The 24143-nt window shown below is 64.1% G+C and carries 29 protein-coding genes and 1 pseudogene; 7 read left to right on the top strand and 23 right to left on the bottom strand.

Annotated elements, in window-relative coordinates; translation table 11 throughout:
- The 14 genes from KIT25_02745 to KIT25_02680 form a co-directional block, all read right to left on the bottom strand.
- Entirely contained in the window at nucleotides 1-264 is a 264-nt protein-coding gene (locus KIT25_02745; GenBank protein UYN95879.1) for a VirB3 family type IV secretion system protein, read from the bottom strand.
- On the bottom strand, nucleotides 264-590 hold the full coding sequence (locus KIT25_02740) for a TrbC/VirB2 family protein (protein ID UYN95878.1): 327 nt from the start codon (nucleotides 588-590) through the stop codon (nucleotides 264-266). Before KIT25_02740 ends, KIT25_02745 begins: the two co-directional genes overlap by 1 nt.
- Nucleotides 587-1555 carry a P-type conjugative transfer ATPase TrbB gene (trbB, locus tag KIT25_02735; protein UYN95877.1) on the bottom strand — a complete coding sequence of 323 codons (969 nt, stop codon included), beginning with the start codon at nucleotides 1553-1555 and terminating at the stop codon, nucleotides 587-589. Before trbB ends, KIT25_02740 begins: the two co-directional genes overlap by 4 nt.
- 135 nt (nucleotides 1556-1690) lie before the next feature.
- Nucleotides 1691-2134 carry a ribbon-helix-helix domain-containing protein gene (locus KIT25_02730; GenBank protein ID UYN95876.1) on the bottom strand — a complete coding sequence of 148 codons (444 nt, stop codon included), beginning with the start codon at nucleotides 2132-2134 and terminating at the stop codon, nucleotides 1691-1693.
- Nucleotides 2135-2142: 8 nt separating this feature from the next.
- Complete coding sequence (locus KIT25_02725) at nucleotides 2143-4143, bottom strand: conjugal transfer protein TraG (GenBank protein UYN95875.1); 2001 nt, start codon at nucleotides 4141-4143, stop codon at nucleotides 2143-2145.
- A gap of 119 nt (nucleotides 4144-4262) precedes the next feature.
- Complete coding sequence (locus KIT25_02720) at nucleotides 4263-6368, bottom strand: relaxase/mobilization nuclease and DUF3363 domain-containing protein (GenBank protein ID UYN95874.1); 2106 nt, start codon at nucleotides 6366-6368, stop codon at nucleotides 4263-4265.
- A 349-nt stretch (nucleotides 6369-6717) separates the two neighbouring features.
- Nucleotides 6718-7428, bottom strand: a complete 711-nt coding sequence (locus KIT25_02715; GenBank protein ID UYN97804.1) for a lytic transglycosylase domain-containing protein — start codon at nucleotides 7426-7428, stop codon at nucleotides 6718-6720.
- 110 nt (nucleotides 7429-7538) lie between these two features.
- Nucleotides 7539-7967: a S26 family signal peptidase gene (locus tag KIT25_02710; GenBank protein UYN97803.1), complete on the bottom strand. Its 429-nt coding sequence runs from the start codon at nucleotides 7965-7967 to the stop codon at nucleotides 7539-7541.
- A gap of 77 nt (nucleotides 7968-8044) precedes the next feature.
- A complete protein-coding gene (locus KIT25_02705) occupies nucleotides 8045-8509 on the bottom strand; it encodes a DUF2840 domain-containing protein (protein ID UYN95873.1) in 465 nt (154 codons plus the stop codon).
- Nucleotides 8510-8753: 244 nt separating this feature from the next.
- Complete coding sequence (locus KIT25_02700) at nucleotides 8754-9662, bottom strand: replication initiator protein A (protein UYN95872.1); 909 nt, start codon at nucleotides 9660-9662, stop codon at nucleotides 8754-8756.
- Nucleotides 9640-9921, bottom strand: a complete 282-nt coding sequence (locus KIT25_02695; protein ID UYN95871.1) for a helix-turn-helix domain-containing protein — start codon at nucleotides 9919-9921, stop codon at nucleotides 9640-9642. The genes KIT25_02700 and KIT25_02695 overlap by 23 nt, the downstream gene beginning before the upstream one ends.
- Before the next feature lie 146 nt (nucleotides 9922-10067).
- On the bottom strand, nucleotides 10068-10409 hold the full coding sequence (locus tag KIT25_02690; GenBank protein UYN97802.1) for a DUF2285 domain-containing protein: 342 nt from the start codon (nucleotides 10407-10409) through the stop codon (nucleotides 10068-10070).
- Nucleotides 10410-10596: 187 nt separating this feature from the next.
- Nucleotides 10597-10842, bottom strand: coding sequence for a hypothetical protein (locus KIT25_02685; GenBank protein UYN95870.1), 246 nt, complete (start codon nucleotides 10840-10842; stop codon nucleotides 10597-10599).
- Nucleotides 10843-10993: 151 nt separating this feature from the next.
- The gene (locus KIT25_02680; GenBank protein ID UYN95869.1) at nucleotides 10994-11257 is read right to left on the bottom strand and encodes a DUF2285 domain-containing protein; all 264 of its coding nucleotides are present in this window, start codon (nucleotides 11255-11257) and stop codon (nucleotides 10994-10996) included.
- 245 nt (nucleotides 11258-11502) lie between these two features.
- Here KIT25_02680 and KIT25_02675 point away from each other — a divergent pair, with 245 nt between their 5' ends.
- A complete protein-coding gene (locus KIT25_02675; protein UYN95868.1) occupies nucleotides 11503-11730 on the top strand; it encodes a helix-turn-helix transcriptional regulator in 228 nt (75 codons plus the stop codon).
- Nucleotides 11731-12004: 274 nt separating this feature from the next.
- On the opposite strand, the gene KIT25_02670 is transcribed toward KIT25_02675, so the two are convergent.
- Together KIT25_02670 and KIT25_02665 are read right to left on the bottom strand one after the other, a co-directional pair.
- Nucleotides 12005-12328 carry a DUF736 domain-containing protein gene (locus KIT25_02670; GenBank protein ID UYN95867.1) on the bottom strand — a complete coding sequence of 108 codons (324 nt, stop codon included), beginning with the start codon at nucleotides 12326-12328 and terminating at the stop codon, nucleotides 12005-12007.
- A 479-nt stretch (nucleotides 12329-12807) separates the two neighbouring features.
- A complete protein-coding gene (locus tag KIT25_02665) occupies nucleotides 12808-13614 on the bottom strand; it encodes a cation transporter (GenBank protein UYN97801.1) in 807 nt (268 codons plus the stop codon).
- 120 nt (nucleotides 13615-13734) lie between these two features.
- Between KIT25_02665 and KIT25_02660 the strand changes: the two genes are divergently transcribed.
- Entirely contained in the window at nucleotides 13735-14130 is a 396-nt protein-coding gene (locus KIT25_02660) for a helix-turn-helix domain-containing protein (GenBank protein UYN95866.1), read from the top strand.
- A 21-nt stretch (nucleotides 14131-14151) separates the two neighbouring features.
- Here KIT25_02660 and KIT25_02655 read toward each other — a convergent pair.
- Nucleotides 14152-15492, bottom strand: a pseudogene (locus KIT25_02655) (TRAP transporter large permease subunit).
- Nucleotides 15493-15522: 30 nt separating this feature from the next.
- On the opposite strand from KIT25_02655, the gene KIT25_02650 reads away from it, so the two are divergent.
- A complete protein-coding gene (locus KIT25_02650) occupies nucleotides 15523-15822 on the top strand; it encodes a hypothetical protein (protein ID UYN95865.1) in 300 nt (99 codons plus the stop codon).
- 39 nt (nucleotides 15823-15861) lie between these two features.
- Nucleotides 15862-17232 carry a TRAP transporter large permease subunit gene (locus KIT25_02645; protein UYN95864.1) on the top strand — a complete coding sequence of 457 codons (1371 nt, stop codon included), beginning with the start codon at nucleotides 15862-15864 and terminating at the stop codon, nucleotides 17230-17232.
- 304 nt (nucleotides 17233-17536) lie between these two features.
- On the opposite strand, the gene KIT25_02640 is transcribed toward KIT25_02645, so the two are convergent.
- From KIT25_02640 to KIT25_02630, 3 genes are all read right to left on the bottom strand, one after another.
- On the bottom strand, nucleotides 17537-17860 hold the full coding sequence (locus KIT25_02640) for a DUF736 domain-containing protein (GenBank protein UYN95863.1): 324 nt from the start codon (nucleotides 17858-17860) through the stop codon (nucleotides 17537-17539).
- 536 nt (nucleotides 17861-18396) lie between these two features.
- Nucleotides 18397-18867 carry a hypothetical protein gene (locus KIT25_02635; protein ID UYN95862.1) on the bottom strand — a complete coding sequence of 157 codons (471 nt, stop codon included), beginning with the start codon at nucleotides 18865-18867 and terminating at the stop codon, nucleotides 18397-18399.
- A gap of 144 nt (nucleotides 18868-19011) precedes the next feature.
- Nucleotides 19012-19404 (bottom strand): helix-turn-helix domain-containing protein, encoded by a 393-nt coding sequence (locus KIT25_02630; GenBank protein UYN97800.1) that lies wholly within the window; start codon nucleotides 19402-19404, stop codon nucleotides 19012-19014.
- An 84-nt stretch (nucleotides 19405-19488) separates the two neighbouring features.
- Here KIT25_02630 and KIT25_02625 point away from each other — a divergent pair, with 84 nt between their 5' ends.
- On the top strand, nucleotides 19489-19878 hold the full coding sequence (locus KIT25_02625; GenBank protein UYN95861.1) for a mercuric reductase: 390 nt from the start codon (nucleotides 19489-19491) through the stop codon (nucleotides 19876-19878).
- A 416-nt stretch (nucleotides 19879-20294) separates the two neighbouring features.
- Here the strand turns inward: KIT25_02625 and KIT25_02620 are convergent, their stop codons facing one another.
- Nucleotides 20295-20435 (bottom strand): hypothetical protein, encoded by a 141-nt coding sequence (locus KIT25_02620; protein UYN95860.1) that lies wholly within the window; start codon nucleotides 20433-20435, stop codon nucleotides 20295-20297.
- Nucleotides 20436-20578: 143 nt separating this feature from the next.
- On the opposite strand from KIT25_02620, the gene KIT25_02615 reads away from it, so the two are divergent.
- Nucleotides 20579-20854: a metal/formaldehyde-sensitive transcriptional repressor gene (locus KIT25_02615; GenBank protein UYN95859.1), complete on the top strand. Its 276-nt coding sequence runs from the start codon at nucleotides 20579-20581 to the stop codon at nucleotides 20852-20854.
- A 10-nt stretch (nucleotides 20855-20864) separates the two neighbouring features.
- Nucleotides 20865-21782, top strand: coding sequence for a CDF family Co(II)/Ni(II) efflux transporter DmeF (gene dmeF / locus KIT25_02610; protein ID UYN95858.1), 918 nt, complete (start codon nucleotides 20865-20867; stop codon nucleotides 21780-21782).
- 71 nt (nucleotides 21783-21853) lie between these two features.
- Here dmeF and KIT25_02605 read toward each other — a convergent pair whose 3' ends face one another.
- The gene (locus tag KIT25_02605; protein UYN95857.1) at nucleotides 21854-22792 is read right to left on the bottom strand and encodes a DUF2493 domain-containing protein; all 939 of its coding nucleotides are present in this window, start codon (nucleotides 22790-22792) and stop codon (nucleotides 21854-21856) included.
- A gap of 310 nt (nucleotides 22793-23102) precedes the next feature.
- Nucleotides 23103-24140 (bottom strand): toprim domain-containing protein, encoded by a 1038-nt coding sequence (locus KIT25_02600; protein ID UYN95856.1) that lies wholly within the window; start codon nucleotides 24138-24140, stop codon nucleotides 23103-23105.
- Between the last annotated feature and the right edge of the window lie 3 nt (nucleotides 24141-24143).

Below are 24143 nucleotides of genomic sequence, written 5' to 3'. Positions count from 1 at the left end.
TCACACGCCGAGCCGGCCGGGAATGCGCAGGTGGCGGCGCACCACATCGACGAAGAGCGGATCTCGCTTGGCCGCCCAGACTGCCAGGCCATGGCCGAGCAGCCAGATCAGCAGGCCGGCAACCCACAGGCGCAGCCCCAGGCTGATGGCCGCCGCCAGCGTGCCGTTCAGGATCGCAATCGAGCGCGGCGCCCCGCCCAGCAGGATCGGCTCGGTCAGGGCGCGGTGGAGCGGCACCACGAAGCCGGGAACGGGCTCGGTCATCAGACGACGACCCCGCCGCCGAACGAGAAGAAGGAGAGAAAGAAGCTCGAGGCGGCAAAGGCGATTGAGATTCCGAACACGATCTGGATCAGGCGCCGGAAGCCACCGGAGCTGTCGCCGAACGCCAGGGTAAGACCGGTGACGATGATGATGATCACCGCGACGATCTTGGCGACCGGCCCTTCCACCGACTGCAGGACCTGCTGAAGCGGTTGTTCCCAGGGCATGCTGGAACCCGCCGCATGGGCGGTCGACGAGAGGACGAGCAGCACCGTAGACAAGCTTGCGGCCACCATAACAGCGTGTCGTATCGCGAGGCGCGTCATTTAGATTCTCCTGCAGATGAGAGGGCGTAGTCCGAGGCGGCGCCGAGACCGTCGACGCGAGCCAGTTCTGTCAGCCGACGTGCATCGCCGCGGCCCGACAGTACGGCGATGAGGTCGATCGTCTCGGCGATCAGGGCGCGGGGCACCGTGACGACGGCTTCCTGGATGAGCTGCTCGAGGCGCCGCAACGCGCCGATCGCCGATCCGGCGTGAATGGTACCGATGCCGCCGGGATGGCCGGTGCCCCAGGCCTTCAGGAGGTCGAGCGCCTCGGCGCCCCGCACCTCGCCGATCGGTATGCGGTCGGGCCGCAGCCGCAACGACGAGCGCACCAGTTCGGACAACGACGCCACGCCGTCCTTGGTACGCAAGGCGACGAGGTTGGCGGCACGGCATTGCAGTTCGCGGGTGTCCTCGATCAGCACCACCCTGTCTGACGTCTTGGCCACCTCGGCCAGGAGCGCATTGGCGAGCGTCGTCTTGCCGGTCGAGGTGCCGCCGGCCACGAGGATATTGCGGCGGTCGACAACGGCCTGCCGAAGCGCGCCGGCCTCGTCCATCGTCATGATCCCTGCTCCGGCATAGTCGTCGAGGGTGAAGACGGCGACCGCGGGTTTGCGGATCGCGAAGGTGGGCGCCGCGACGACCGGCGGCAGCAACCCCTCGAACCGTTCTCCCGTCTCGGGCAGCTCGGCCGATACCCTTGGGCTCGCGGGATGGACTTCGGCGCCGACATGGTGAGCGACCAGCCGTACGATGCGCTCGCCCTCGGCGGCTGCCAGTCGCTCCTGCGTCTCGACCAGGCCGGTCGACAGCCGGTCGATCCAGAGCCGCCCATCGGGGTTGAGCATCACTTCGACGACGGACGGATCTTCGAGCCAGGTTGCGATGGCGGGCCCGAGCGCGGTGCGCAGCATGCGGGCGCCCCGGGAAATGACCTCTGCTTGGAAGGAATGGATCGTCATCGTCACCCCGGAATGCAGGACCGCCAACAGCGATCGAACGGGGTCGATTAGAAGAAGCAGCAACGTGCTCGGCGCAACAACAACCGAGTAATCGTAGTGCTGGAGCGCAGAACGGCGTGTGAATGGGCGGGACCGCTAAACAGGCTCCTGGGGCTGGTCGAGTTCCGTGCCCTCTCCTAGCCCGATGTCCTGCGAGATCTCCTCCGAGAGCGTCCGGCCCTTCGCCAGGCGCCGGCCCAGAGCATCGACGAAGCCTTCGTACCGCTCGCGGCCCTTCGCTTGCGCGGCCTGTTGTGCGCCGTCCGGTAAAGACGGCGTAGTGGTCAGCCAGAAGCGCACGAAGAGCGCCAGCGCCTCGTTCGAGATGGTGACATTGCGTTCAAGACGCTCGACCTGTCGGACGAGACGGTCCAGCCGACGGCCGAGCGCTCCTTCGAGTCTTTCGGAAGCATCCGGTGACAGGAACGAGGCGAGTGCGGTTTCCACGATATGGGCCTGCGGCACGCGTTTGCGCGACGCATAGTCGGCAAGCTTCAGCGCCAGATCGGGCGGCAGACGAAACGTATGCTTAGTGCGCATCTACTCCCTCACAGATCGATGCCATCGCCAGGGTCCATCGCGGCCTGGCGAGCGAGTCCCCGGGCCGTCGCGCGTAAACGGCGCGCGCGCACCCCGTCGTCGTCGGCCTCATCCTCGGCGAACTCGAACTCAGGCGAAGGCTTGATCGGCTCCGGCGCGATGTCTTCATGCTCGGCGAGTTCCGGCTCCCGACGGATGCCGCCATTGTCGGGATCGTCGACGGGCTGCTCTTTCTGAAGACCGCCCGTCTCCTCCCCGCTCGCCGTCGGAAGCGGGGGAACAGCATTGGCACTCCAGTCATCCAGGGTGAAGCTGGAGGCGCTCGGTCGTTCTGGCACGGACGGTGGCAGCAGACGCTCCGTCAGCTGCCGGTCCTCGTAGTACCGCACCTTCCTGGCCCGGATCGGCGGGCACCCGGAAACCAGGACCAACTCGTCGGTTGCCGGCAGCTGCATGACCTCTCCGGGCGTCAACAACGGCCGTGCCGTCTCCTGCCGAGAAACCATTAGATGGCCCAGCCATGGGCTGAGCCGGTGGCCGGCGTAGTTCCTGGCATCACGAATCTCCGTCGCCGTGCCGAGCGCATCCGAGACGCGCTTGGCGGTGCGCTCGTCGTTGGTGGCGAAACACACGCGCACATGGCAGTTGTCGAGGATGGCATTGTTCGGACCGTAGGCCTTCTCGATCTGGTTGAGCGACTGGGCGATGAGAAAGCTCTTCAATCCGTAACCGGCCATGAAAGCCAGCGCAGATTCGAAGAAGTCGAGGCGCCCCAGAGCAGGAAACTCGTCGAGCATGAGCAGCAGCCTGTGCCGCCGCCCCTTGGCGTGGAGCTCTTCCGTGAGCCGACGGCCGATCTGGTTCAACACGAGGCGTACTAGTGGCTTGGTCCGGCTGATGTCGGAGGGCGGCACGACGAGGTAGAGCGTCGTAGGTCGCTCGCTCTCGACGAGATCGCGGATGCGCCAGTCGCAGCGACGCGTCACCTGGGCCACGACGGGATCGCGGTACAGGCCTAGGAAGGACATGGCGGTCGAGAGCACGCCCGAACGCTCGTTCTCGCTCTTGTTCAGCAGTTCGCGAGCCGCCGAGGCGATGACCGGATGGACACCCGCTTCGCCGAGGTGCGCCGTGGTCATCATTGCGCGGAGCGTCGTCTCGATCGGCTGTTTTGGGTCTGACAAGAAAGCAGCCACCCCGGCCAGCGTCTTGTCCTGTCCGGCATACAGGACATGCAGGATGGCGCCGACCAAAAGGGCGTGACTGGTCTTTTCCCAGTGGTTCCGGCGCTCCAGGGCGCCTTCGGGATCGACCAGCACATCGGCGATGTTCTGGACGTCGCGGACTTCCCATTCGCCGCGCCGGACCTCGAGCAACGGATTGTAGGCCGCCGACGCCGCATTAGTCGGATCGAACAGCAGCACGCGACCATGCCGTGACCGGAAACCCGACGTCAGCTCCCAGTTCTCGCCCTTGATGTCGTGAACGATCGAGCTGCCGGGCCAGGTCAGCAAGGTCGGCACGACCAGGCCGACGCCCTTGCCGCTGCGTGTCGGCGCAAAGCAAAGGACGTGTTCTGGTCCTTCATGGCGCAGGTAGTCGGCGCCGAGCTTGCCCAGCACTACGCCATCCGGGCCGATCAATGCCGCGCGGCGTGCTTCGCCTGCTGTCGCCCAACGTGCCGAACCGTAGGTCGCCACGTTCTTTGCCTCTCGCGCACGCCAGACAGACATGCCGATCGCGACCCCGATCGAGATGAAGCCGCCAGAGGCCGCGATACAGGCGCCCTCCACAAAGATCGAGGGTGCATAGGCGTCGAAGGCGTACCACCACCAGAAGAAGGTCGGAGGAAAGTAAATTGGGACGTGGGCGAGTTCGAACCAGGGTGGTCCGAGCTGGGATTGGTAACCCAGCCGCCACGCCGTCCACTGCGTCGACGCCCATACTGCTACGAGCACGATGGTGAAAACGAGGGTGATCTGCCCCCACAGGATCTTGGTCGCGGACATGACGACAAGATCAAGCTGTCGCTTGCCAGCTGTTCAATGCCGACGACGCGCGGAGCGCTCGCGCGGCGGCTTTGGCGTGCAATTTGGTGGAACGCCGGAGCAGTCATGCTCTCTTCTGCCTAGAGCCCCAAGCCTCGACGTCGTCCCAAAGACCAGCTGACATCGCCGCCGGGCAAGGCAACCCCCGAAACCAATCGGCCGACATGCTGTTCGAGCGCGGGTCGCCACGGGACCAGGCTGAAGCCGAGCCCGTCGTCGATCATGGCGAACCGTCCACTCACAAGCTGCGTGGATCCGACCAGCGTCCCGGCAACGTGTTTACCCGGAATGGCGGGCTGCCATTCCCGCCCCCTTTCTGCGGCGAGGGCCCGGCCAACGCGCTCGATCTCGCGAGCCTCCAGCCGCTGCACCACATCTCTGGAAATCCGGATCCGCCCGTCGCCGACATCTGTGGCATAGCCCTTGTCAGCCAGCCATCGTCGGCGCCTGGCCAGCGCTGCGGCCACGTCGCGGCCGAAGCCGTCGTCCGCCAGGACGGTGCGTTGACGAGCCCCCAGCTCGCGGTCGAGCCACGTCGTGCCATCATGACCGACCTGCTGCTCGAGCCCCGTCGCCGAGAGAACGGTCACCCGACCGGTCGCGCGGTCCCGCGTGAGGTCGTAGGCCTGCCCCCGCTCGGCCAGGTCGGCCGGAATGCGCCAGTGATCGGCGTCGATCCGCTCGACATGGCCCGCCCGCCGCAGCGCTTCCAGGCGCCGGACATGGGATCGGACGTAAGCCGCAGGATCGCCGCCCAGACGCTCGACGGTACCGACAGCCTGCTCCAGATGCGTGGTCGGCCGATAGATGCCGTCCTGACCGGCAACTGCCAGAATGTTGCGATCCGATGCGCGGGGTCCGGCCTCACCCGCGCCCGCCGCCACGATCATGCCCCGCTGGATATCCTCTGCTCGAGCAGGATCCATCTCAATGTGATGGACCCGCCCGTCCACACCGTCGACGACGAGCCTCATCCGCTCACCCATCTCGTCGCCGGCCAGCCCCTTGTCGAGCACCCGGCCAACGATCGGCTCGGTCATCTCCTCACGATGAAGGACATAGCCCACGACAGAGCGGGTGCCCGCCAATCCTTCCCGGTCCAATGCCCGATGCATCGTCTTGATGATGTCGCCGCGTTCGCCCAGCTCCCGCAAGACGGATTCGGCTTTTGAAGATACCGTCCACCGTTCGGGCTCAACCTCGGCGGCCAGGCCCATACGCTCCAGCTTGCGCGCCCGCTGGATCAGAAGCGCCCGGTTCAGCCGCAAGCTTTCGAGCACATCCCGATCTGGCCGGAGGTCGGCGAACTCGTTGCGGCTCCGCTGCTCGGCGAGCAGCATGCGGTCGAGCCTGGTGAAGCGGTCAGCGTCGACCTCCCGCTCCAGGCCGCGGGACACGTCCTGCTCGGTCTGGCGGCCAAGCTCACGAGTCACGACCTCGCTCGCCCGCTCCCGGATGCCATAAGCGATGTAGTCGCCCGCGATGTTGAGGGTCTTGTCTTCGTCGGTCACACCCCGGACGATGATGTGGGTATGAGGATGGCCGGTGTTGTGGTGATCGACCGCGACCCAGTCGAGGCGGGTGCCAAGGTCGGCCTCCATCTGCTTCATGAGATCGCGGGTAGTCGCGCGATGATCCGGGAGCTCCACGCCCTCCTCGGCCGATACGATGAAGCGGAACTGGTGGCGGTCTTCCCGGCCCCGTTCGACAAACGCACGACCATCCTCGGCATCCCGGCCGGCTGAATAGACCTGACCCCTCTCCCCGTCCTTCGTCACGCCATCACGCTGGAGATAGCGGAGATGCGCGTCGACGGCTTTGGCACTGACGAACTGCCGTCCCCGGACAGAACCGGATTGGGGATTGAGCTTCACGACCCGAGCCTTGACCGCGACCCGCCGCGAGCGCGTTCGGACGCCACCGTCGCGGCTCCATGGCTTGCGGTTCTTCAGCACCGCAGCCACGGAAGCACCACGCCCTCGTTCATTAAACCGGCCGCTTCCCTTTCCGGCCTTCCCCACCCGGGAGGGACTGCCGCCAGCCCGTCGAATAGCCTGCTGAATCTGCCCGTTGAAGCTGGACCTGCGGCTGCCCCCGCCACCATCGCGGCGCTTGCCAATCCGCGCGCCATCGCGATTCCGGATCCTGCCGGGCCGGAGACGGAAATCGTCGTCATCACGTGCCATGGCATAACGATTGGCAGCGACGCGAACGCGTTCAAGCGCCCGAACACACACATCGCTGCGTGGCGTAGAAAAGGCGTCTCCCGGGTAGCATCGGAAGGGTTGCCCAAGAGCGATGGCGCTTGGAGCATTGATAACAAAGAGAAAAGTGCTTCAAGAGCCGAACGCACGTCGCAAAGAGCCGGCGCCGGGCCCTCGAAAAACAACGTGCAGACAATCCCTTAGGAGCGCAGCGACGGCAGCGGGGCCACCCGCTTTATCTTGCCGTCCATGATGTGAGGGCCCTGAGCCGATGAACCTCATGAGCATCTTCTCGAGAACAGCTTGACGATCCAACCGCCTCTTCTCCACATCATGGCAGACGCACTGCGTTTCCACGGCGGACAAACAAGCTGTCGGTTCGTGCCTTCAATCGGGATATGTTTTCGGCAGACTCGCCTTCCGATGGCTGCTCGGTCAACGTGTTGGACGCTTCCTGCGGGACCGCGGATTTGTCCTGGTCACGCGCGACAAACAGTGGCGCTTCCTGCCAGGGAACGAGACGACGGCTGACGGTGACAATGTCATCAACCTGCGCCTGTTCGATCAGGGGTGCGAGCGTGGCCACATAGAGCTGAGTTTCCTGCGGCAGCGCGCGGCCTGTCGCCAAGTGTTCGTCGTAACGCCCGGGACCTGCATTATAGGCGGCCAGAAACCCCGGTGAGCCATAGCGGTCATACAGCTCACGCAAGTAGGCCGCGCCCGCAAGGATGTTGTCGCGCGGGTCATACGAATTGTCACCGAACCCATGCCGGGCACGCAAACCAGCCCAGGTTTCGGGCATGATCTGCATCAGTCCCATGGCGCCTTGAGACGAGAGAGCCAACACATCACCACCGCTTTCGATCGCCATCACCGCTTCAATCCAGGATGCCGGAACGCCATATCGCTGGGCCGCTTGGCGCACGAAGTTTGCATAGGGACCAGTGTCCAGTGAGGTCTTTCGCAACACCGTGGTGGCTGATTGAGCGAGCGCCGTGTCACCGGATGATACGATGATTGCGACTATAGGAATCGCAGCCATCGATGCGATCAACCGGATGGTCTTGTGAAAGGCCTTGGCCGTGACGGAGGAAGGGTCACGACGTCCCACGCACGATCGGGCGGGCACTTCAGGCCGGCGCAGCTTCATGATCATTCCTCCTTTGTCCAAACTGGATGAGCGCGACCGGTGACGGCGGATCGCGGCAGTGGCCCGAAATACCGCCCGTCCAGCGAGTCCGCCGATCGCGAATTCATCAGGAAGAGCGCGTCCTGGGCGACGACGCGGCAGCCCTGCCAGATGGGTAGAAGGCGGCCTCTTCGATCACGCTCACGCGCCATTCCTGCAGCTACCTTATCGATGGTTATAACGAGACCATCTCGACAAACGGTCTGGCCGGGAAGCGCCAGCACATGCTTCAGCATGGGAACGCCACGCGGCAGGTAGTTGCCAGCTTCGAGGTAACTGGCGAGCGGCTCCGGCGGCAGCACGGCAACCAGTTCGGAAACATACCGCGTGTCGGTGGTCTCGATTAAGTAGACCCCGACAGGAACGCTGGCCGACGCATTCCACAGAAGCATGCGATGCGGCTGCAAGAAGGCCGGCGTCACAAGACTGACCACGCCCAGTGCAATCAGCAGACCGTACACGCGGCGCCTCACGGCTCCAGTCTCTGCCGCAGCAGCCAGGCCTTGTGGCGTGCCATTGTGTAGGGCCTCAGCGCTTCCCCAACCGCCAAGCGACTGTGGACGTGGCGCCAGTAGTCCGGTGCTGCGTCGCAGGGATCCACGCCAAGCGCTTCGACGATGTCGATCATCTGCAACACATGCTTGACCTTCGGCCAGCCGGAAGCGCGCAACAGGATGTCAGCACCTGGCCGCACGTAGGGGATGGTGGCGCAGGCTTCGCTCGAGCGCACGGCACGCAGGATGTCGATGCGGGAGGCGATCGTTCCGTAGTCGTTGGCAGCCCAACGGACAAAGCCGAAGACGCTGCCGGGCCTGAAAGAGAGGACCCGCCGTCGTCGATCGTGGATCTGTTCGTTTGCCGGCCGGCCGAAGCGTATCCATCGCTCGATATGCTTCTCGAGCCACAGCAGTTCGACATGCGTGAGATCGGTCATGCGCGGCCTCGTAGCCGGATCGAACCCACGCCCTTTGGCCTTTCCCTTCCCGGCAAGGCTGCGATCCCCAGCGGTGGACAGATCTGATGCGTTAGACAGATTCTGAAAGAATCTGGGTTAGGAAAGTTAAGGAGGCGCCAAGCCGTTGTAGGCCAAAGGGAATCCAGCGATTCTGGTCCCCGATAGCACGATGTTCCGGTCCCCGATGGCACGAGGGTCGACGTCCCCGTTAGCATGAGGCGAGTCACAGCTTGTCCCCAGACGGGGCTACCGGCCGGTGGACGCACGGATCACGCGGGATTGCCACGAACTCAAGCCGCTCGACGCCGCGGAAGCCGCGTTCGATACAAAGCCGATAGCCCGGAAGGGCCTGTCGGCGGACGATCTCGCGCACATCGTAGGCGAAGTGCTTGAGCGGCGAGAGGCTGCCGGACTTGGCGTGGAGATGCGAAAAATCGAAGCTCCAGCCGCCGGCCTGACGGCCGCCGTGCTTGCGGACGATGCGATAAAGCCAGCGCTCCAGGCCGCCCGTCAGATCGAAATACGCACGGTCGATCGTGAGTACGAGCGCGTCATCCAGAACGCCGGCATAGAACCAGTCCGGGAGGATGAGCTCGAGGCCGAGCGGGCGACCGTGGACGTCGGCCGTTTCCTTCCATTCGTTGATCCAGGAGAAGCGATGGCGCCGCCGCTCTGCAGGTTGGCGGATGGACGTCAGCACGGTCGTTGACTGGAGACGGTCGAACGCCGCCTTCAGCCGATCGTAGTCCCGTGCGCCGGTGCCACGGCCAACGAACGTCAAGATCTCGTACGGTGTGGCCGCCATCAGACGCGAGGTCTTCAAGCCAGCGTCTCTCGCCTCGACGATCTGCGAGGCGGCCCAGATCAGCACATCGGCATCCCAGATGGTCGCCATGCCGTGGTCGGGCACGGCCTCGACCCGTATTGCGACCGTGCGGGTTCGGTAGTCGATCGGCCGCACACGCTTGGATTTGGCCAGAGAGAAAAACGGATAGGCCATGAGGTCCTGGGCGTCACGCGGTGCGAGATCGCCGGGCAACGCCCTGAACAAGTCGAGTTGATCCCGCTCGCTGACGCGCTTGTGCTTGAAGGTCACGTTTGGCCTCCAATCAGCGCCGAGCACGAGGCGCATGGGCGAGCGGGTTCATGTGCGGCTTTGCGGGCAGCACGGTCCCTGCGCCGGGATCGGAGGTCGACGTCTTGGCCCCGCGGTCGGCCCAAGCCTTGAGGTCGTCGACGGCGTAAACGACGCGACCGCCGATCTTCCGGTAGGTGGGGCCCGTGCCGTAGGTCCGGTGTTTCTCAAGGGTCCGTCCGGAGAGACTGAGAAAACGTGCGGCTTCCGGCGTTCGCAAAAAGCGCGGCGGCAGGCCGGCGGCAGGATCGGGCATGCGGATGGCTCCGTGGTTGTGACGAGAGCCGTCGAGAGGCGACGGCGTAACGACGGTCACGGTGGCGGAGATTCGCGGCCCGGGCGGATGACGAACTGGACCCTCCGGTTGGCGACACCCCCTGCCCTGGCAAGCGTCGGGGGAGGCTAGCGGCTGGCGCGCAGCAGCTTTCGATAGCCCCCCTCCATCATGACCACGGCATCGGAGACCAATCGGATCGTCTGGCCCCGGACGGATGAGGTCTTCCAGGGGAATCGCGCAACCGCTTCCGGACCGTAGAGCGCCACCGCCACCTGGCGATAGCTTGCCCCCTCCGCGCGACCGTCCAACGCCCGGATCATGTCGAGAAGGCGCTTGCGGAGACGCGCCGTAATTTGCCAGGCGGACGGAAGCGGGCCTGCCGGGTGACGATCGAGCCGGCGCTTGAGGCGCATCAGACCGGCGAGACGAAGCAGAACGGTCTCATCCAAGGGGACGAGCGCCGCCATCGGCAGTGCCGGGCGCTCACCCTTGAGCCACAGGGACATTGGGCCATCGGCATCATTCACGATGCATTGCCACTCGCCACCGTGCTGTGGATCCATAGACGGACGCAGTCGACCAAGCACTTCAAAGCGATAGGCGCCTTCGAAGTTCTCGGGGGCGGGAACGAGCATCACGGCATGGGGAAGCAGCTCAGGCCGCCATGAGACCTGCGCGGCGGTCGCATCGAGCGAGGGATCGCAGGCGAAAGGAAAGCCCCCAGTTCCCTCCCACCGTCTTCGGGCTCAATGCCGGTTCCTCCGGATCTTCGTCAATCCGGTCGTAGTCATCTCGGTATGCCGGGTTGCGTCGCAGGAACTCCCACGCGAATCCGGCACGATCGAGGTCCTTCAGCGCATCGACATACTCGTGCGACCTCCAATCGGGTCTCTTCGTCATCAAAGACTCCGTTACACGAACTCAGGGCTAACGGACCTGAGCCTTTCATGCGACCAACGGTTGTTGAAGAGCCCGAACGCCGAACGCGCGATGTCATGCGAAGACGCCCCCCAAGGGGCTATCTCAAAGTCTTTTCCTGGAGGCTCGCCCATCAGTTGCGCGATGCGCGCAACAGATCACGGAAGCCCATCTGGGTCATCCACTGCGCCCGGGCCAAATGAGTGTCGTGGACCAAGCGTGCGCGGTCGGCGTTCACCTCCGGATCGAGCCCGAAGACAATGCGCACGACTTCTTGCCAGTCTGCCGCGTCGGCTGTGGCGTCCAGCAAGCGCAGGTAGGTCACGAAGTGCCGCTCGTCATACGGCGTGACCACGTCGCTTTCAGGAGGGCAGTCGTCAAAAGGAGGTATCGTCATCTCAAGGACTGCAGCGAGAGAAGAACATCCGTCGGAACTCCAACCACTGCATAGTCACAGCCCATCGGACCGTGGCGATGCAAGGCACGCATCACATCCATCAATTTCCATGCTCACCAGGCGGACTTGTGAAGGCACTCGAAGCCTGATCTGCATAAAAGCATAGAGACGCCATCGCGCCAGTAGATTGCGCCGCGTATTATAGTACGTAGCGTCAGAATACGCGATTGCCTCCTATCCTGCGGATGGACATTCGCAAGGTGTTCGGCGCCAACGTCCGTGTCTATCGACTGGCAGCGGGCCTCAGCCAGGAGGCGGTCGCCGTTCGCATGGGTGTGGACCGGGCCTACGTCAGTGCGATCGAGCGAGGGCTGCAGAACGTCACTCTCCTGACGATCTGGCAACTGGCAGAGTCCCTGCACGTGCGTCCGGCTGACCTGCTTGCGGAGCCGGTTCAAAAATCACGGTGGTAACCGCAAGGGATCGTAACCGTCAGGCGAAGACGCCCTTCCCTCGCTTCAACCGAAGGGTGGCTTCGTGCGGCCGCCACTCTCCCAATCGGCCGCATAGAGCCCGGTCCGGCGAAGCCGGATGCGCCCAATCCCTTCAGTCCTTGAAATCCGAGCGAATGTACAATCGAAAGCTGGCAAGGGCCAAGGTCATCGCTGGCATTCCATAAAAACACAGCCGCCCAAGCAAAGAAAAAGCCCCGCCCGGCGAACCGGGCGGGGCCTCGGGGGCGTCGGCTTACTCGCCGTTCTTCTTGCGGCTGCGCGACCAGATCAGGGAAGAACCCTCGCCGTCCTCGTCGTCGAACAGGTTGGCGAAGATCGGCGCGTTGAAGCTCGGATCGTCGAGCTTGAGCGAGAGGTAATCTCGGCCCTCGTTGGAGCGCTTCGACCAGGCGGCCCCGATCTCGGCGCGGCCGACGAAGACCCGGTGGCTGGGGGCATTGTCATTCGAGCGGTTGGCCTCGGGGACGATGCGCACGCCCTTGGTCTGGACGCTCAGGGTGACGATCTCGCCCTGGTACTCGTTGCCGGACTTCTTGAAGGAACCGATGTTAGCCATGTCACTTCTCCTTGCTGTTTCGAGCCCCGCGACCATCGCGGCCTCGATGGCGATCGTTTGCCGGAGGCGATCGACGCTGCACCCGCTCGCGGGCCGGAGCACAGCGGAGGACGGCGGCGGGGCGACTTTCTTGCCTCGCGAGGAATGGGCGAAGCCCAGGGGAGGAAAGTCGAACCGACGCCGTTGCGGCTCAGGCGATCGAGGCGCAGCCGTCCTACGGCTAGATCAAGCCAAGGAGAGGCTGTGGGTCGCACGCCGAACAGCATCCTCACGAGAAGTCGTGGCTAACCTGAAGGGTCCTGCACAAGAGGGCTGGCATGCCGGGCGAAGAGACGGCAGCCGTGGCGTAGAAAAAGGACGGCGTCGTCCCCAACCGATCGCCGCTTCCAGCCGCGGACCCATTGAAATGGCTGTCGCCTTGCTTGCCTGATCGATGATGTATGCGGCAAGCGCGCAGCCGATGCCCTGCGCCGGCCGCATTAGGCAGTGCGCACGGCCTGTTGCAGGTCGGCGCGTGCGTGGCCGATGATGGACCACGCCGAATGCAGGAAGAGCGCAGCAATGACGGCAGCGACCACGAGGTCGGGCCACGACGTCCCTGTCCACCAGACAAGTGCTGCCGCGACGACGACGGCCGCATTGCCGATTGCGTCGTTGCGCGAGAACAGCCAGACCGCCCGGACGTTCGCGTCTCCGGTGCGATGGGGAATGAGGACGAGCGCCGCGGCGACATTGATTGCAAGCGCAACCGCGCCAAATATGCCCATCAATTCGGCATTGGGTTGGTTAAGGACCAGCACGCGGTAGCCCGTGAATGCGATCACGCCCATGCCCAGGACAGCAAGAAAGATGCCTTGCAGCAGTGCCGCACTCGCCCTGGCCCTCAGCCCCCATCCAATGGCGATCAGTCCAAGAAACGAAATCAGCCCGTCGCCCAGGAAATCGAGGGCGTCGGCCTTGAGCGATTGCGAGCCGGCAAGGAAGCCGCCGACGATCTCGATCGCGCCGTAGCCGACATTGAGGAGAATGACGATCGAGAGGGCACGCTTGTAGGCCGGCGTCACATGGGAAAGGTCCGGAATCTTGTCGTCGGCGTCATCGGCGCCAAGCTTCGTGAGCTGATAACCCATTTCTGTGATCGTACGTTCAAGCTGCGGTAGGGACGCGACTTTGTCAGCGAGCTTCAACGTCATTTCTTGTGAGGCGATCGAAACCCTGACGTCGTCGATCCCCGGCAACTTGCGCGCCGCGCCTTCGATCTTCGCCGCGCACGAGGAGCAATCCATGCCGGTTACGCGGTATCGCACCGGGCGTTCGAGGGTTGTTGCATCCATATCTCTTGTCCTTTGTCCTGCGTCGCGCAATCATACATCCTGTAGTTACTACAGGAACAAGGGTCATCCGCCATGATGCCTATCGGTACATTGTCCAAGCAAAGCGGCGTGCATATCGAGACGATCCGCTACTACGAGCGTGCCGGCGTGTTGCCTAAGGCCCGCCGTGCCGCCAATGGTCGGCGCGTTTTTGACCAACAGGATGTGAGACGGCTCGCTTTCATCCGTCATGCGCGCGAACTAGGATTCGAGCTCGCGTCGGTGCGGGCTTTGCTCGCCTTGCAGGAAAAGCCTGAATTGTCGTGCAAGTCGGCATCGGACTTGGCGTCTGCCCAGCTTTCGGCTGTCGAAGGCCGGATAAACCGGCTGACCGTGCTGCGCGAAGAACTGAAGCGCATGATTCGCGCGTGCAAGAACAAACGTGTGTTCGATTGTCGAGTGATCGATGCGCTTACCAAGATGCCGTGATCCTTCGGCCGCCTGCCTGCTTCAGTTGTCGTCTGGCGGCGGTGGTAGCTCGATGGAAATTGTCGTGTCTACCGGCGGAGCCGGCGGCCGAGTCACGATCTGCGGCAGGGCAATGAGAAGCCCCACCATCAGCAGCTGAATGACCAGGAAGGGCACCGCTCCCCAGTAAATCTCGGACGTGCGAATCGAGGAAGGCGTCACGCTGCGCAGATTGTAGAGCGCGATGCCGAACGGCGGATGCATGAACGAGGTCTGAAGATTGACGGCGAGCAGCACCGTGAACCAGACCATGTCGATGCCAAGCTGCCGGGCAATGGGGGCAATCAGCGGCAGGACGATGAAGGCGATCTCGAAGAAGTCGAGGAAGAACGCCAGGAGAAATACCGCTAGGTTGATGAATATGATGAAGCCGATCTGTCCGGCGGGCAGATAGCCAAACAGCGATTCGATCCAAAGGTGACCTCCAAGGCCTCGAAACACCAGCATGAAGAACGACGCCCCGAGCAGCAGGAAGATGATGCCGGAGCAGAGTATGCCGGTGACTTCCATTGCTTGCCGGAGATTGCGACCGCCCAACTTTCGCGTCGCCAGCGCCAGCAGCAGAATGGCGCAAACGCCGATGGCGCCGCCCTCAGTGGGCGTCGCCACGCCAAAATAGATCGCGGCCAGAACGGTCGACACGATGACCAAAGGCGCGCCCGCCGAGCGTCCAACCTCGAGGAGGATCTGCCAGTCCGACCCGATATGGTCCTCCTGTGCCGATGGCGCGCGCATCGGCGAGCGGTGTGTGACAATAAAAATGTACAGCAAGTAGAACGCGATGAGGAGCCCGGCCGGCAGGAGCGCGCCTCGATAGATCTCGAGGAGGGACACTTCGAGCTACTCGGCCAGGATGATGAGAACGAGGCTTGGCGGAATGACCTGCGCCAGCGTGCCCGCCGCGGCGATCACGCCGGTGGCGAGTTTTGGATCGTACTTCGCCCGAAGCATCACGGGCAATGAGATGAGCCCGATGGCGACAACCGACGCCGATACGAACCCGGTGATTGCCGAAAGAGCAGCGCCGACGATGATGGTGACATAGGCAAGCCCGCCGGACAGTCTGCCAAACAGGCGATTGAGCGCGACGAACATGTCCTCGGCGATTCCGGTACGCTCGAGCAGCATGCCCATGAAGATTAGAAGCGGCAGCGCCAGCAGATTGTCGTTGTTGAAAGTGCCCTGGATGCGGAAGGGCATGTTGAACAGGAAGGCGGGCTTGAAGTGCTCCGTCGCGACGCCGATGATTCCAAATGCGCCACCGACTGCTGCCAGGGTGAAGGCGACCGGGAAGCCGAGGAAAAGCACCAACACGAGAGGCATAAAAACATCGCCGGCGCGAGAACCTCGCTCATGTCAACGCTTCTCGATCAACTGGTGGCGGTGCGCCCGCCGTGCCTGCTGGTCCTGATTCCCTTTTGCCTGATCCTCATTGTGCATGGCGGCCAGTTCGTACTGAACTCCTTCGCCACGGCGGAGGGCGCGCGCGCGGCGCTCGGCCTGCCGATGCGCTGGATCATCAAGTCGGCGCTGCCGGTGGGCGGCCTCCTTTTGCTGCTGGCTGGCCTCTCGGCCGCCGTCCGCAACGCGATGTTCCTAGCTGGACGAGCGACAGGACCGGCACTGGCCAACGGCGCGGTGCAACGCGGCTAACCGGCGCGCGAGCATCGCGGGGGAAGCGCAGGGGGCGCAATGGATTTCCTGATCGACAATCTTGCCCTGTTCATGATCCTGGCACTGGCGTTGCTGCTGTTCAGCGGCTATCCCGTGGCACTGGTTCTCATCGGAGTCGGATTGAGCTTCGCCCTGATCGGCCACGCGCTCGGCGAGTTCCCGCTCATCGCCTTTTTCAACATTCCGCTGCGCATCTACTCGACGCTGGCCGAGAACCTGATCTATCCCGCTGTGCCGATGCTGCTGTTCATGGGCATAGCATTGGAACGGAGCGGCATCGGGCGCGAACTGTTGCTGTGCCTGCAGGTGCTGTTGCGCCGCGTGCCCGCCAGCCAGGCCGTCGCGGTGACGCTGATCGGCATCGTCCTTGCACCTTCCGCAGGCCTGGTCGGCGCTTCGGTGGCGACGCTCGCCTATCTCGCCCTGCCGACCATGCTCGAGCGCGGCTACAGGACGTCTTTTGCCACTATCTCGATTGCGGCCGCGGGCACGCTGGGCCTGATCCTGCCGCCGGCGATCATGCTGTACTTCCTTGCCGACGAAATCGGCGTGATGATTTCGCAGATGTTCCTGTCGACGATCGTGCCGGCCCTCGTCCTGATAGCGCTGTACCTTGCCTACTATATCAGCGCCGCCCTGCTCGATCCGCGAATCGCGCCGCCGCTCGCGGTATTGCCGACTCGGGGCGCGCTGCAGCTCACAATCTATGTGGTCCGCAGCCTGGCGCTTCCGGTGCCGCTGATCGCCCTGGTGCTGGGCTCGGTCATTGCCGGCCTGGCGACGCCGACGCAGTCGGCGTGCGTCGGCGCAGCCGGTGCGATCCTGCTGATGCTGCTCAACCGCAGCTTCTCGCTGCGCACCCTGCACGAGATCGTCCAGGGTACCGCGCTGATGACCGCGATGGTCTTCTTCATCGCCCTCGCCGCCACTGTGTTCTCCTACGTGTTCCGCTACTTCGGCGGCGACGTGCTGATGCTCGGGCTGCTGCAAGACCTCGGTTTCGGCGACTGGGGCATGTTGCTGACCATGCTCGCCATCATCTTCGTGCTAGGCTTCTTCATCGACTGGATCGAGATTGCGTTGATCACCCTGCCGATCTTCGAGCCGATACTGAAAGCGCTCGATTTTTCGGCCTATGTCGGTTCGTCGGAGTTTGCCTCGCTGTGGATCGCGGCGCTGATCGCGCTCACCCTGCAGACCTCGTTCCTGACGCCGCCCTTTGGTTTCGCGCTGTTCTTCCTCAAGGGCGCGGCACCGCCCACCGTCGCGCTGCGCGACATCTACCGGGGCATCGTGCCGATCGTAGCGCTCCAATTGCTGGGCATCGCGCTGGTTCTGGCCCTGCCCGGACTGGCGACCTGGCTTCCGATCTATGCGGCGGGTCACTAACCCGGCCGCCGCCATGGAGGCACATACATGTCCAAGACCCGGTAACTGGAAGCTGTGCTTTGTCAGCATGGGGAAATCGACGGCGCAGCTTCCGTTCTTTGCACGCTGCTCACTGGCGAATGCCCACCGGACACGATGTCGAGTATTTGCGGGTCTAGGCGACGGATAAGCGGTGCATTCTCGCAAGCAATTCGAAGTTTTGAGGTGAAGCTTTCACCATTGTCGGCGCCACTGCTTCAGGGCGCATGATGGCCAAAGAAAAAGCCCCGCCCGGCGAACCGGGCGGGGCCTCGGGGGCGTCGGCTTACTCGCCGTTCTTCTTGCGGCTGCGCGACCAGATCAGGGAAGAACCCTCGCCGTCCTCGTCGTCGAACAGGTTGGCGAAGATCGGCGCGTTGAAGCTCGGATCGTCGAGCTTGAGCGAGAGGTAATCTCGGCCCTCGTTGGAGCGCTTCGACCAGGCGGCCCCGATCTCGGCGCGGCCGACGAAGACCCGGTGGCTGGGGGCATTGTCATTCGAGCGGTTGGCCTCGGGGACGATGCGCACGCCCTTGGTCTGGACGCTCAGGGTGACGATCTCGCCCTGGTACTCGTTGCCGGACTTCTTGAAGGAACCGATGTTGGCCATGTCACTTCTCCTTGCTGTTTCGAGCCCCGCGACCATCGCGGCCTCGATGGCGATCGTTTGCCGGAGGCGATCGACGCTGCACCCGCTCGCGGGCCGGAGCACAGCGGAGGACGGCGGCGGGGCGACTTTCTTGCCTCGCGAGGAATGGGCGAAGCCCAGGGGAGGAAAGTCGAACCGACGCCGTTGCGGCTCAGGCGATCGAGGCACCGCCGTCCTACGGCTAGATCAAGCCAAGGAGAGGCCGTGGGTCGCACGCCGAACAGCATCCTCGGGAGAAGTCGTGGCTAACCTGAAGGGTCCTGCACAAGAGGTCCGGCAGGCCAGGCGAAGTGAAGGCGGCCGTAGCGTAGAAATGGGATGGCTGCCGTCTGCGGCCAACCCGGCGTAGACGGCGACCACAACCCAGCATCTTGTCGGCTGTGCAGAAAACACGGGCTCATCGAAGCGCTATCCGGTGGCCGCGTTCACGCTCGCGCATCGCAACGAGCGCTCGCCACCCATCTTCACCAATCTCGACGATGAGGACGCAGAAAGCGTCAGCGTCTCTGGTCGTGCGGCTGCCAGCTAACCGGCGAGTGAGTTCTCCCGATGCCCCGCTCGTCCGACGGTGGAAGAAACAGCGTCATGCGCGAGAAGGCCGTGACACCAGCGAGAACGGCGCCGACAACGGCAAATGCCATCTGCCAGTTGCCGGTGGACATGCCGATGCCGGCTAGCGCCAGCGACACCTGATAGCCGGCGACGGTCGCCGGCACGGCGTAGAGCAGGCCGATGATGGCGCGGATCAGCGGCGTACGGGTGGTGGCGAAGCCAATCTGCCCGAGCGCAAGGGTCGCACCGCCGGCAAGAAAGCCGACGATGAGCGCTCCGACGACTCCTCCCCCGCTGTCAAAGGCAGCGAGGCCCGCGGTCAATCCGGCAAGGAAGGGAAGCGCATAGATGGCGAGCGTGAACAGGAGCCAGCAGCAGAAGCCGAGGCCGAAAACGCCGAGAACGATGGCAAGCATGGTGGATCTCCGTGACAAGAGTCGAACGGCTGCGCCTTCCACCACCACCATGGCGCGACCTAGTAACTGTCGACTGTGAAGTTGGCCAAAAGGCGGCGCTTACCAGGCTGTGTGAAACGGCGGGAGCCTCGATAGGCGGGTCAGTCAAGCTGATGCCAATACCTCTAAGAGCGGGCATGTCGGCATTGTGCCATTGGCACAGGCCTTGACCATCGTGGCGAGGATGCCTTCCATCCGTCGCAGATCCCGGATCTTGGCGCGAACTTCCGTCAGGTGCGTGAGGCCGATGTCATGCACTCGCCGGCAGGACCGGAATTTCTGATCGGCAAGGTCGAGCAGATGGCGGATCTCGTCGAGCGAGAAGCCGAGGTCCCTCGCGCGACGGATGAAGGAAAGACGCGTGACATCGACGGTCCGATAGAGCCGATAGCCGCCGGGACTTCGGGCCGGTTTCTGCAGCAGGCCGGCGCGTTCGTAGTAACGGATGGTTTCGATGTTCACGCCTGAGCGCTCGGACAGAACGCCGATCAAGAAGATGTCTGGGGCCGACATGGCATCACATTCCTTTGATGTTTCTTGGGTATTGAGTCTGGAGTTCCTACAGGGTGTACATCATTGCGAATGACCGAGAGCAAGACCACGGGATCGGCGCCGAGAGGACCAACCGTCGCTGACACTGCAAAGACGGTCCTGGCCGCTGGCGGTCTGCTTGCGGCCTTCGGGGTGGCCTCGTGCTGTGCCCTGCCCGTCGCCCTGTCACTCCTGGGAATAAGTGCCGCCTCCCTTGTCGGCGTCGGCTACCTCGCGGCGCAGTATCAGCAGGAGTTGCTCTACGGCGCCGTGATTTGCCTGGGCGCCGCCGGCTTCATCATGTGGCGTCAGGGGCGGGCGCGACTTTGCGCCCCCGGTGCAACGTGCAATCGCCCGACAGTCGACTGGGGTAACAAGATCGCTCTGGTATTGGCCGTCGGCTTGTTGGCCCTTACCTTCTGGATCGAGCCCCCGATATGACCGTCCTTCTCCAATCGACCCTGACCTGCCCGAGCTGCGGCGTCGCGAAGGTCGAGACGATGCCAACCAACGCGTGCCAGTATTTCTACGAGTGCACGGCCTGCAACACGCTACTCAAGCCCAAGCAGGGTGATTGCTGCGTGTTCTGTTCCTATGGGTCGGTGCCTTGCCCGCCAATTCAAGGGGACAAAGGTGACGACTGCTGCGCCAGCTAGCGCGGGAGCCACCGATCATTAAAGCCAGCCCACTTGCACCGAATGACCCTGCGACTGAGACCAGGCTTAGAGTTTTTCTTCCCGATAGGTCTGTCGTCATGACGACGCGGGCCCGCGAGGCACTCACCGGGCGTTGGCGGCACTCGCGCTCAAGGCGGCGCGACCAGCGGGCTTCATTCAGTTAGTCATAGATGTAGGGATTCAGAAGGTCGCGCGGGCATTTCCAGGCCTGCCTGTAGATGCTGGCGCTGCGCGCTCAAATCCGAGCGCGGCAAAGTCGATACCGTCGACGAATTCATCGACGACGCGAACAGGCGCGGCATTGTCGGCATTCTCGTCCAAGACGGGCGGCAACAATGTCGCCTGATGCCGATCATCTCCAGCGACACAGCGCATAACCGCTCCAGTTAGCGACTTCTGTGCGGCGTCCGGACGCCTCAGAACTTGCTACCTTCGGCCCCTCATATAGGGTAGGGCTCTACCCTATGGGGCATACTAAATCCAACAAAGACCACCTTCTCGCGCGGGTCCGGCGCATCTCCGGGCAGATGGCTGCAATCGAGAAGGCGATCGGCCATGAGGCAGGTTGCTCGGCGATTCTGCATCAGGTCGCGGGCGTCCGCGGCGCAATAGGCGGCCTCATGGACGAGCTGATCGAAGATCATGTGCGTGAGCATGTCGCCCGTGCCGATCTCGACAACAAAGCGCGCGCGGCCGGCGCCGAAGAGCTGATCGCGGTCGTGCGCCGCTACGCGAAGTAAGGAACACTCAATGTCGCAGTATCCTCACGGGGACGCACTGAGGCACGACCACGTCTTCTTGGGCCAGCGCCACGACGAGAACGCCCGGCGCACATTGTGGGTTGTGATCCTCACTGCCCTGATGATGGTCGGCGAGATTGTCGCCGGCGCGCTGTTCAACTCAATGGCGTTGCTGGCCGACGGCTTTCACATGGCGACGCATGCCGGCGCACTCGGTGTCACGGCAGGTGCCTACGCTTACGCGAAGCGGCATGCCACAAGCCGACGCTTCAGCTTCGGGACGGGGAAGGTCGGTGATCTCGCCGGCTTCGCTTCCGCTTTAGTGCTTGGTCTCGTGGCGTTCGGCATCGCTATCGAGTCGGTCGGCCGAGTGTTCGACCCACGTCCGGTCGCGTTTGGCGGAGCAACGATTATTGCCATCGTGGGCCTATTTGTAAATATCGCCTGCGCCGCTCTCCTTGGTGGCGGCCATCACCACCGTGGCCACGATCACCCTCACGACCACGGCCACGCCGGCCATCAGCATCACGACAACAATCTGCGCTCGGCCTACGTCCACGTGCTCGCGGATGCGCTCACCTCGGTGCTCGCCATCGTGGCACTCCTCGGCGGTCGCCACCTCGGCTGGGTCTGGCTCGACCCAGTGGTGGGCATCGTCGGCGCGGTCGTCATCGCCACCTGGTCGTGGACGCTGATGCGGGACACGGCCGCCGTGCTCCTCGACGCCTCCGATCCACACCTTGAGGACGAGGTTCGCCAGCAGGTCGAAGGGCCGGGCGACGCACGGATCATCGACCTCCACGTATGGCGGGTCGGACCCAGCGCGCACGCCGCGATCGTAAGCGTCATGGGTGCGGACCTCGAGACGGTGCGTGAGAGGCTCGCCCCAGTCCACGAGATTGCGCACCTCACAGTCGAGACAAGGTAGCGCGTTGGAGACCCACGCACCGACCATGTCGCCGAAGCCCGATCAGCGGCGCGGCGTTTTCGCACAGCCTGTTACGCGCCGCCCGCACCGAAGCGCCAGACCGGGATGCCGAGTTTGCGGGCCTTGTCCGCGAGGTTCTCCTGGATGCCCGAACCCGGGAAGACGATGACGCCGATCGGCAGGACTTCCAGGATCTGGTCGTTGCGCTTGAACGGCGCGGCCTTGGCGTGGCGGGTCCAGTCGGGCTTGAAGGGGATGTGAGCCACCTTGCGGTCGTCGGCCCAGCGGGCGGCGATGCGCTCGGCCCCGGTCGGCGAGCCGCCGTGCAGCAGCACCATGTTGGGATGCTTGACGCGGACCTTGTCGAGCATGCTCCAGATCAGCTGATGGTCGTTGAAGTCCATCCCGCCGGTGAATGCGATCTTGGGGCCCGCAGGCGCCAGCAGCTCGGTCTCGGCCCGACGGCGGGCGGCGAGAAAATCCCGGCTGTCGATCATTGCCGCGGTGAGCGCTCGGTGATTGACCATCGACCCGGTGCGCGGCCGCCAGGACGAGCCGGTGTGAACCTCGAAGCGATCGGCGGCCTGTTCGCGAAAGAGTTCCATGGCATTGCGGCGTTCGATCAGGGTCAGGCCCTCGGCGACGAGACGCTCCAGCTCGACCGAGCGCACCTCCGAGCCGTTCTGCTCCTTCTGGCTGCGGCGTTGCGCCTGCTCGTTGCCGTCGAGTTCACGCTCGATGCGTTGGGTGGCGCGATGGAACAGGTTGACGGTCGACCACAGAAGCTCCTCGAGGTCGGGCTCGAGACGGGTGTCGGTGAGGGTCGCGACAAGCGCATCGAAGATATCGACGACGGCGCCAGTGATGGTCTGGGCTTCCGGCAACGGCCGGGGATCGGGCTCGTCCTGGAAGGGACGATGACCGTAGAGCTGCAGTTCGGTGAGGACGTGATCGGTCGGGGATGAGACGTGTACGGGCTCGAATTCGGGATCGTCGCGGTCGGTCGCCATGATGATGTCCTTTGTCGGATCGGCCGCGCCCATCGCGGCCTTCGTGGGCGTCGACTGACGGCGGGCGGAACGGTCCCGCACCGCGCTTGCGGCCGGAGCAGAGCGGAGGACGGCGGGCCGAGGCTTTCTTGCCTCGCGAGGAATGCCGGCGTCAGCCGGCAGGGGAAGAAAGCCGAAGGACCGCTGTTGCGGGGCTGGGCGGCTTGCCGTCCGATCGCCCTCTTAGAAGGCCGGGGCGCGCCCTGGTCCGATCCGAAGGGCAACAGAGCGACCGGCGACGAAGCGAACCGCCGTGCCCCTGCTCATCCCGTCACGCCGTAGCCAAGGCCAGGAAGCGAACAATGTCCTGCGGAGCGAGTTGGGGGCGCACGGATGCTCGGAGACTTTCCGCTCCCAGGCGGCGGAGATCCTCGTTGAAGTCGTCGAAGCAGGGCAACAGGCTACCCACCTCGATTCCGGCGGCCTCGGCACGGTTGCACAGGCTGGCCATCGCGGCATCTCCGGCCGGATCGGCATCGCGTGCGACATAGAGACGGCGCAAGGTCGGTGGAAGCAGCAGTGCCGCGAGATGGGTGGCCGAGAGCGCGGCGACCATCGGCAGGGTCGGTAGCACGCTGCGCAGCGACAGCATGGTCTCGATCCCCTCCCCGGCGGCCATCACCTCGTCGGCCACACCGAAGCGGACACCATGCCCGAGAAGATGACCCATGGCCCGTCGCGGCGAGTCGATGGGCGCCTTGTCTTGGCCAGACCGGTCGAGCCAGGTGCGGTGCACTCCGGTGATCCTGCCGCCAAGGTCGGTCACTGCGGCGATCATGGCCGGCCAGGTCTCGGTCGGGCTGTGCTCGTCGGGGCGATAGTAGCAGCGCGGATGGAAGCGCAGCGGATCGCGCGCTGAGACGGTTACGATACCCCGGCTGTGCAGGTATCTTTGCACCAGCGTGCCTGCGATCGGCTTGGACATGGCGTAGAGACGCCGTGCGGACTGAGGCGAACCGCGCGGCGCGGGAAAACGATTCTGCCGTGGCGCAAGCGGGTCTGGCGGCAAGGCGAGGAACGCGCGTGCCTCGTCCAGGATATCGCGCAGGCGATCGAGACCGCGATTGAGGGCGATGAGGTCTAAAAGGTCGCCATGTTCGCCGGTGGCGGCGTCGGTCCATTTACCGGCGGCACCCTTGCCGTGGTCGGGTCCGCTCAAGCGGACGAACAGGCTGCGGCCCCGGGTGTTGGCGACATCGCCGACCAGCCAGTAACGACCCTCGCGATGGCCGTTGGAGAGATAGTGACGGCACACCGCCTCGGCATTGCGCGCGAGGCGGCGGGCGAGGTCGGCGGCGGGCAACGACATGAC

This window comes from Enhydrobacter sp., from assembly GCA_025808875.1.
Taxonomy (GTDB): Bacteria; Pseudomonadota; Alphaproteobacteria; order Reyranellales; family Reyranellaceae; genus Reyranella.
This window is presented reverse-complemented; position numbering and strand designations above follow the sequence as displayed.

Excerpts from the sequence above, each read along its gene's own strand:
- KIT25_02715 (UYN97804.1), bottom strand. The coding sequence starts at position 7,428 with ATGGCTGCGATTCCTATAGTCGCAATCATCGTATCATCCGGTGACACG.
- KIT25_02605 (UYN95857.1), bottom strand. The coding sequence starts at position 22,792 with ATGGCGACCGACCGCGACGATCCCGAATTCGAGCCCGTACACGTCTCA.
- KIT25_02600 (UYN95856.1), bottom strand. The coding sequence starts at position 24,140 with ATGTCGTTGCCCGCCGCCGACCTCGCCCGCCGCCTCGCGCGCAATGCC.
- KIT25_02745 (UYN95879.1), bottom strand. The coding sequence starts at position 264 with ATGACCGAGCCCGTTCCCGGCTTCGTGGTGCCGCTCCACCGCGCCCTG.
- KIT25_02615 (UYN95859.1), top strand. The coding sequence starts at position 20,579 with ATGGGGCATACTAAATCCAACAAAGACCACCTTCTCGCGCGGGTCCGG.
- KIT25_02730 (UYN95876.1), bottom strand. The coding sequence starts at position 2,134 with ATGCGCACTAAGCATACGTTTCGTCTGCCGCCCGATCTGGCGCTGAAG.
- KIT25_02660 (UYN95866.1), top strand. The coding sequence starts at position 13,735 with ATGATGCCTATCGGTACATTGTCCAAGCAAAGCGGCGTGCATATCGAG.
- KIT25_02705 (UYN95873.1), bottom strand. The coding sequence starts at position 8,509 with ATGACCGATCTCACGCATGTCGAACTGCTGTGGCTCGAGAAGCATATC.
- KIT25_02690 (UYN97802.1), bottom strand. The coding sequence starts at position 10,409 with ATGGCGGCGCTCGTCCCCTTGGATGAGACCGTTCTGCTTCGTCTCGCC.
- KIT25_02740 (UYN95878.1), bottom strand. The coding sequence starts at position 590 with ATGACGCGCCTCGCGATACGACACGCTGTTATGGTGGCCGCAAGCTTG.
- KIT25_02695 (UYN95871.1), bottom strand. The coding sequence starts at position 9,921 with ATGCCCGATCCTGCCGCCGGCCTGCCGCCGCGCTTTTTGCGAACGCCG.
- KIT25_02645 (UYN95864.1), top strand. The coding sequence starts at position 15,862 with ATGGATTTCCTGATCGACAATCTTGCCCTGTTCATGATCCTGGCACTG.
- dmeF (UYN95858.1), top strand. The coding sequence starts at position 20,865 with ATGTCGCAGTATCCTCACGGGGACGCACTGAGGCACGACCACGTCTTC.
- KIT25_02725 (UYN95875.1), bottom strand. The coding sequence starts at position 4,143 with ATGTCCGCGACCAAGATCCTGTGGGGGCAGATCACCCTCGTTTTCACC.
- KIT25_02710 (UYN97803.1), bottom strand. The coding sequence starts at position 7,967 with ATGCTTCTGTGGAATGCGTCGGCCAGCGTTCCTGTCGGGGTCTACTTA.
- KIT25_02700 (UYN95872.1), bottom strand. The coding sequence starts at position 9,662 with ATGCGCCTCGTGCTCGGCGCTGATTGGAGGCCAAACGTGACCTTCAAG.
- KIT25_02665 (UYN97801.1), bottom strand. The coding sequence starts at position 13,614 with ATGGATTGCTCCTCGTGCGCGGCGAAGATCGAAGGCGCGGCGCGCAAG.
- KIT25_02650 (UYN95865.1), top strand. The coding sequence starts at position 15,523 with ATGTCAACGCTTCTCGATCAACTGGTGGCGGTGCGCCCGCCGTGCCTG.
- KIT25_02625 (UYN95861.1), top strand. The coding sequence starts at position 19,489 with ATGACCGAGAGCAAGACCACGGGATCGGCGCCGAGAGGACCAACCGTC.
- KIT25_02675 (UYN95868.1), top strand. The coding sequence starts at position 11,503 with ATGGACATTCGCAAGGTGTTCGGCGCCAACGTCCGTGTCTATCGACTG.
- KIT25_02680 (UYN95869.1), bottom strand. The coding sequence starts at position 11,257 with ATGACGATACCTCCTTTTGACGACTGCCCTCCTGAAAGCGACGTGGTC.
- KIT25_02670 (UYN95867.1), bottom strand. The coding sequence starts at position 12,328 with ATGGCTAACATCGGTTCCTTCAAGAAGTCCGGCAACGAGTACCAGGGC.
- KIT25_02685 (UYN95870.1), bottom strand. The coding sequence starts at position 10,842 with ATGACGAAGAGACCCGATTGGAGGTCGCACGAGTATGTCGATGCGCTG.
- KIT25_02635 (UYN95862.1), bottom strand. The coding sequence starts at position 18,867 with ATGCTTGCCATCGTTCTCGGCGTTTTCGGCCTCGGCTTCTGCTGCTGG.
- KIT25_02640 (UYN95863.1), bottom strand. The coding sequence starts at position 17,860 with ATGGCCAACATCGGTTCCTTCAAGAAGTCCGGCAACGAGTACCAGGGC.
- trbB (UYN95877.1), bottom strand. The coding sequence starts at position 1,555 with ATGACGATCCATTCCTTCCAAGCAGAGGTCATTTCCCGGGGCGCCCGC.
- KIT25_02720 (UYN95874.1), bottom strand. The coding sequence starts at position 6,368 with ATGGCACGTGATGACGACGATTTCCGTCTCCGGCCCGGCAGGATCCGG.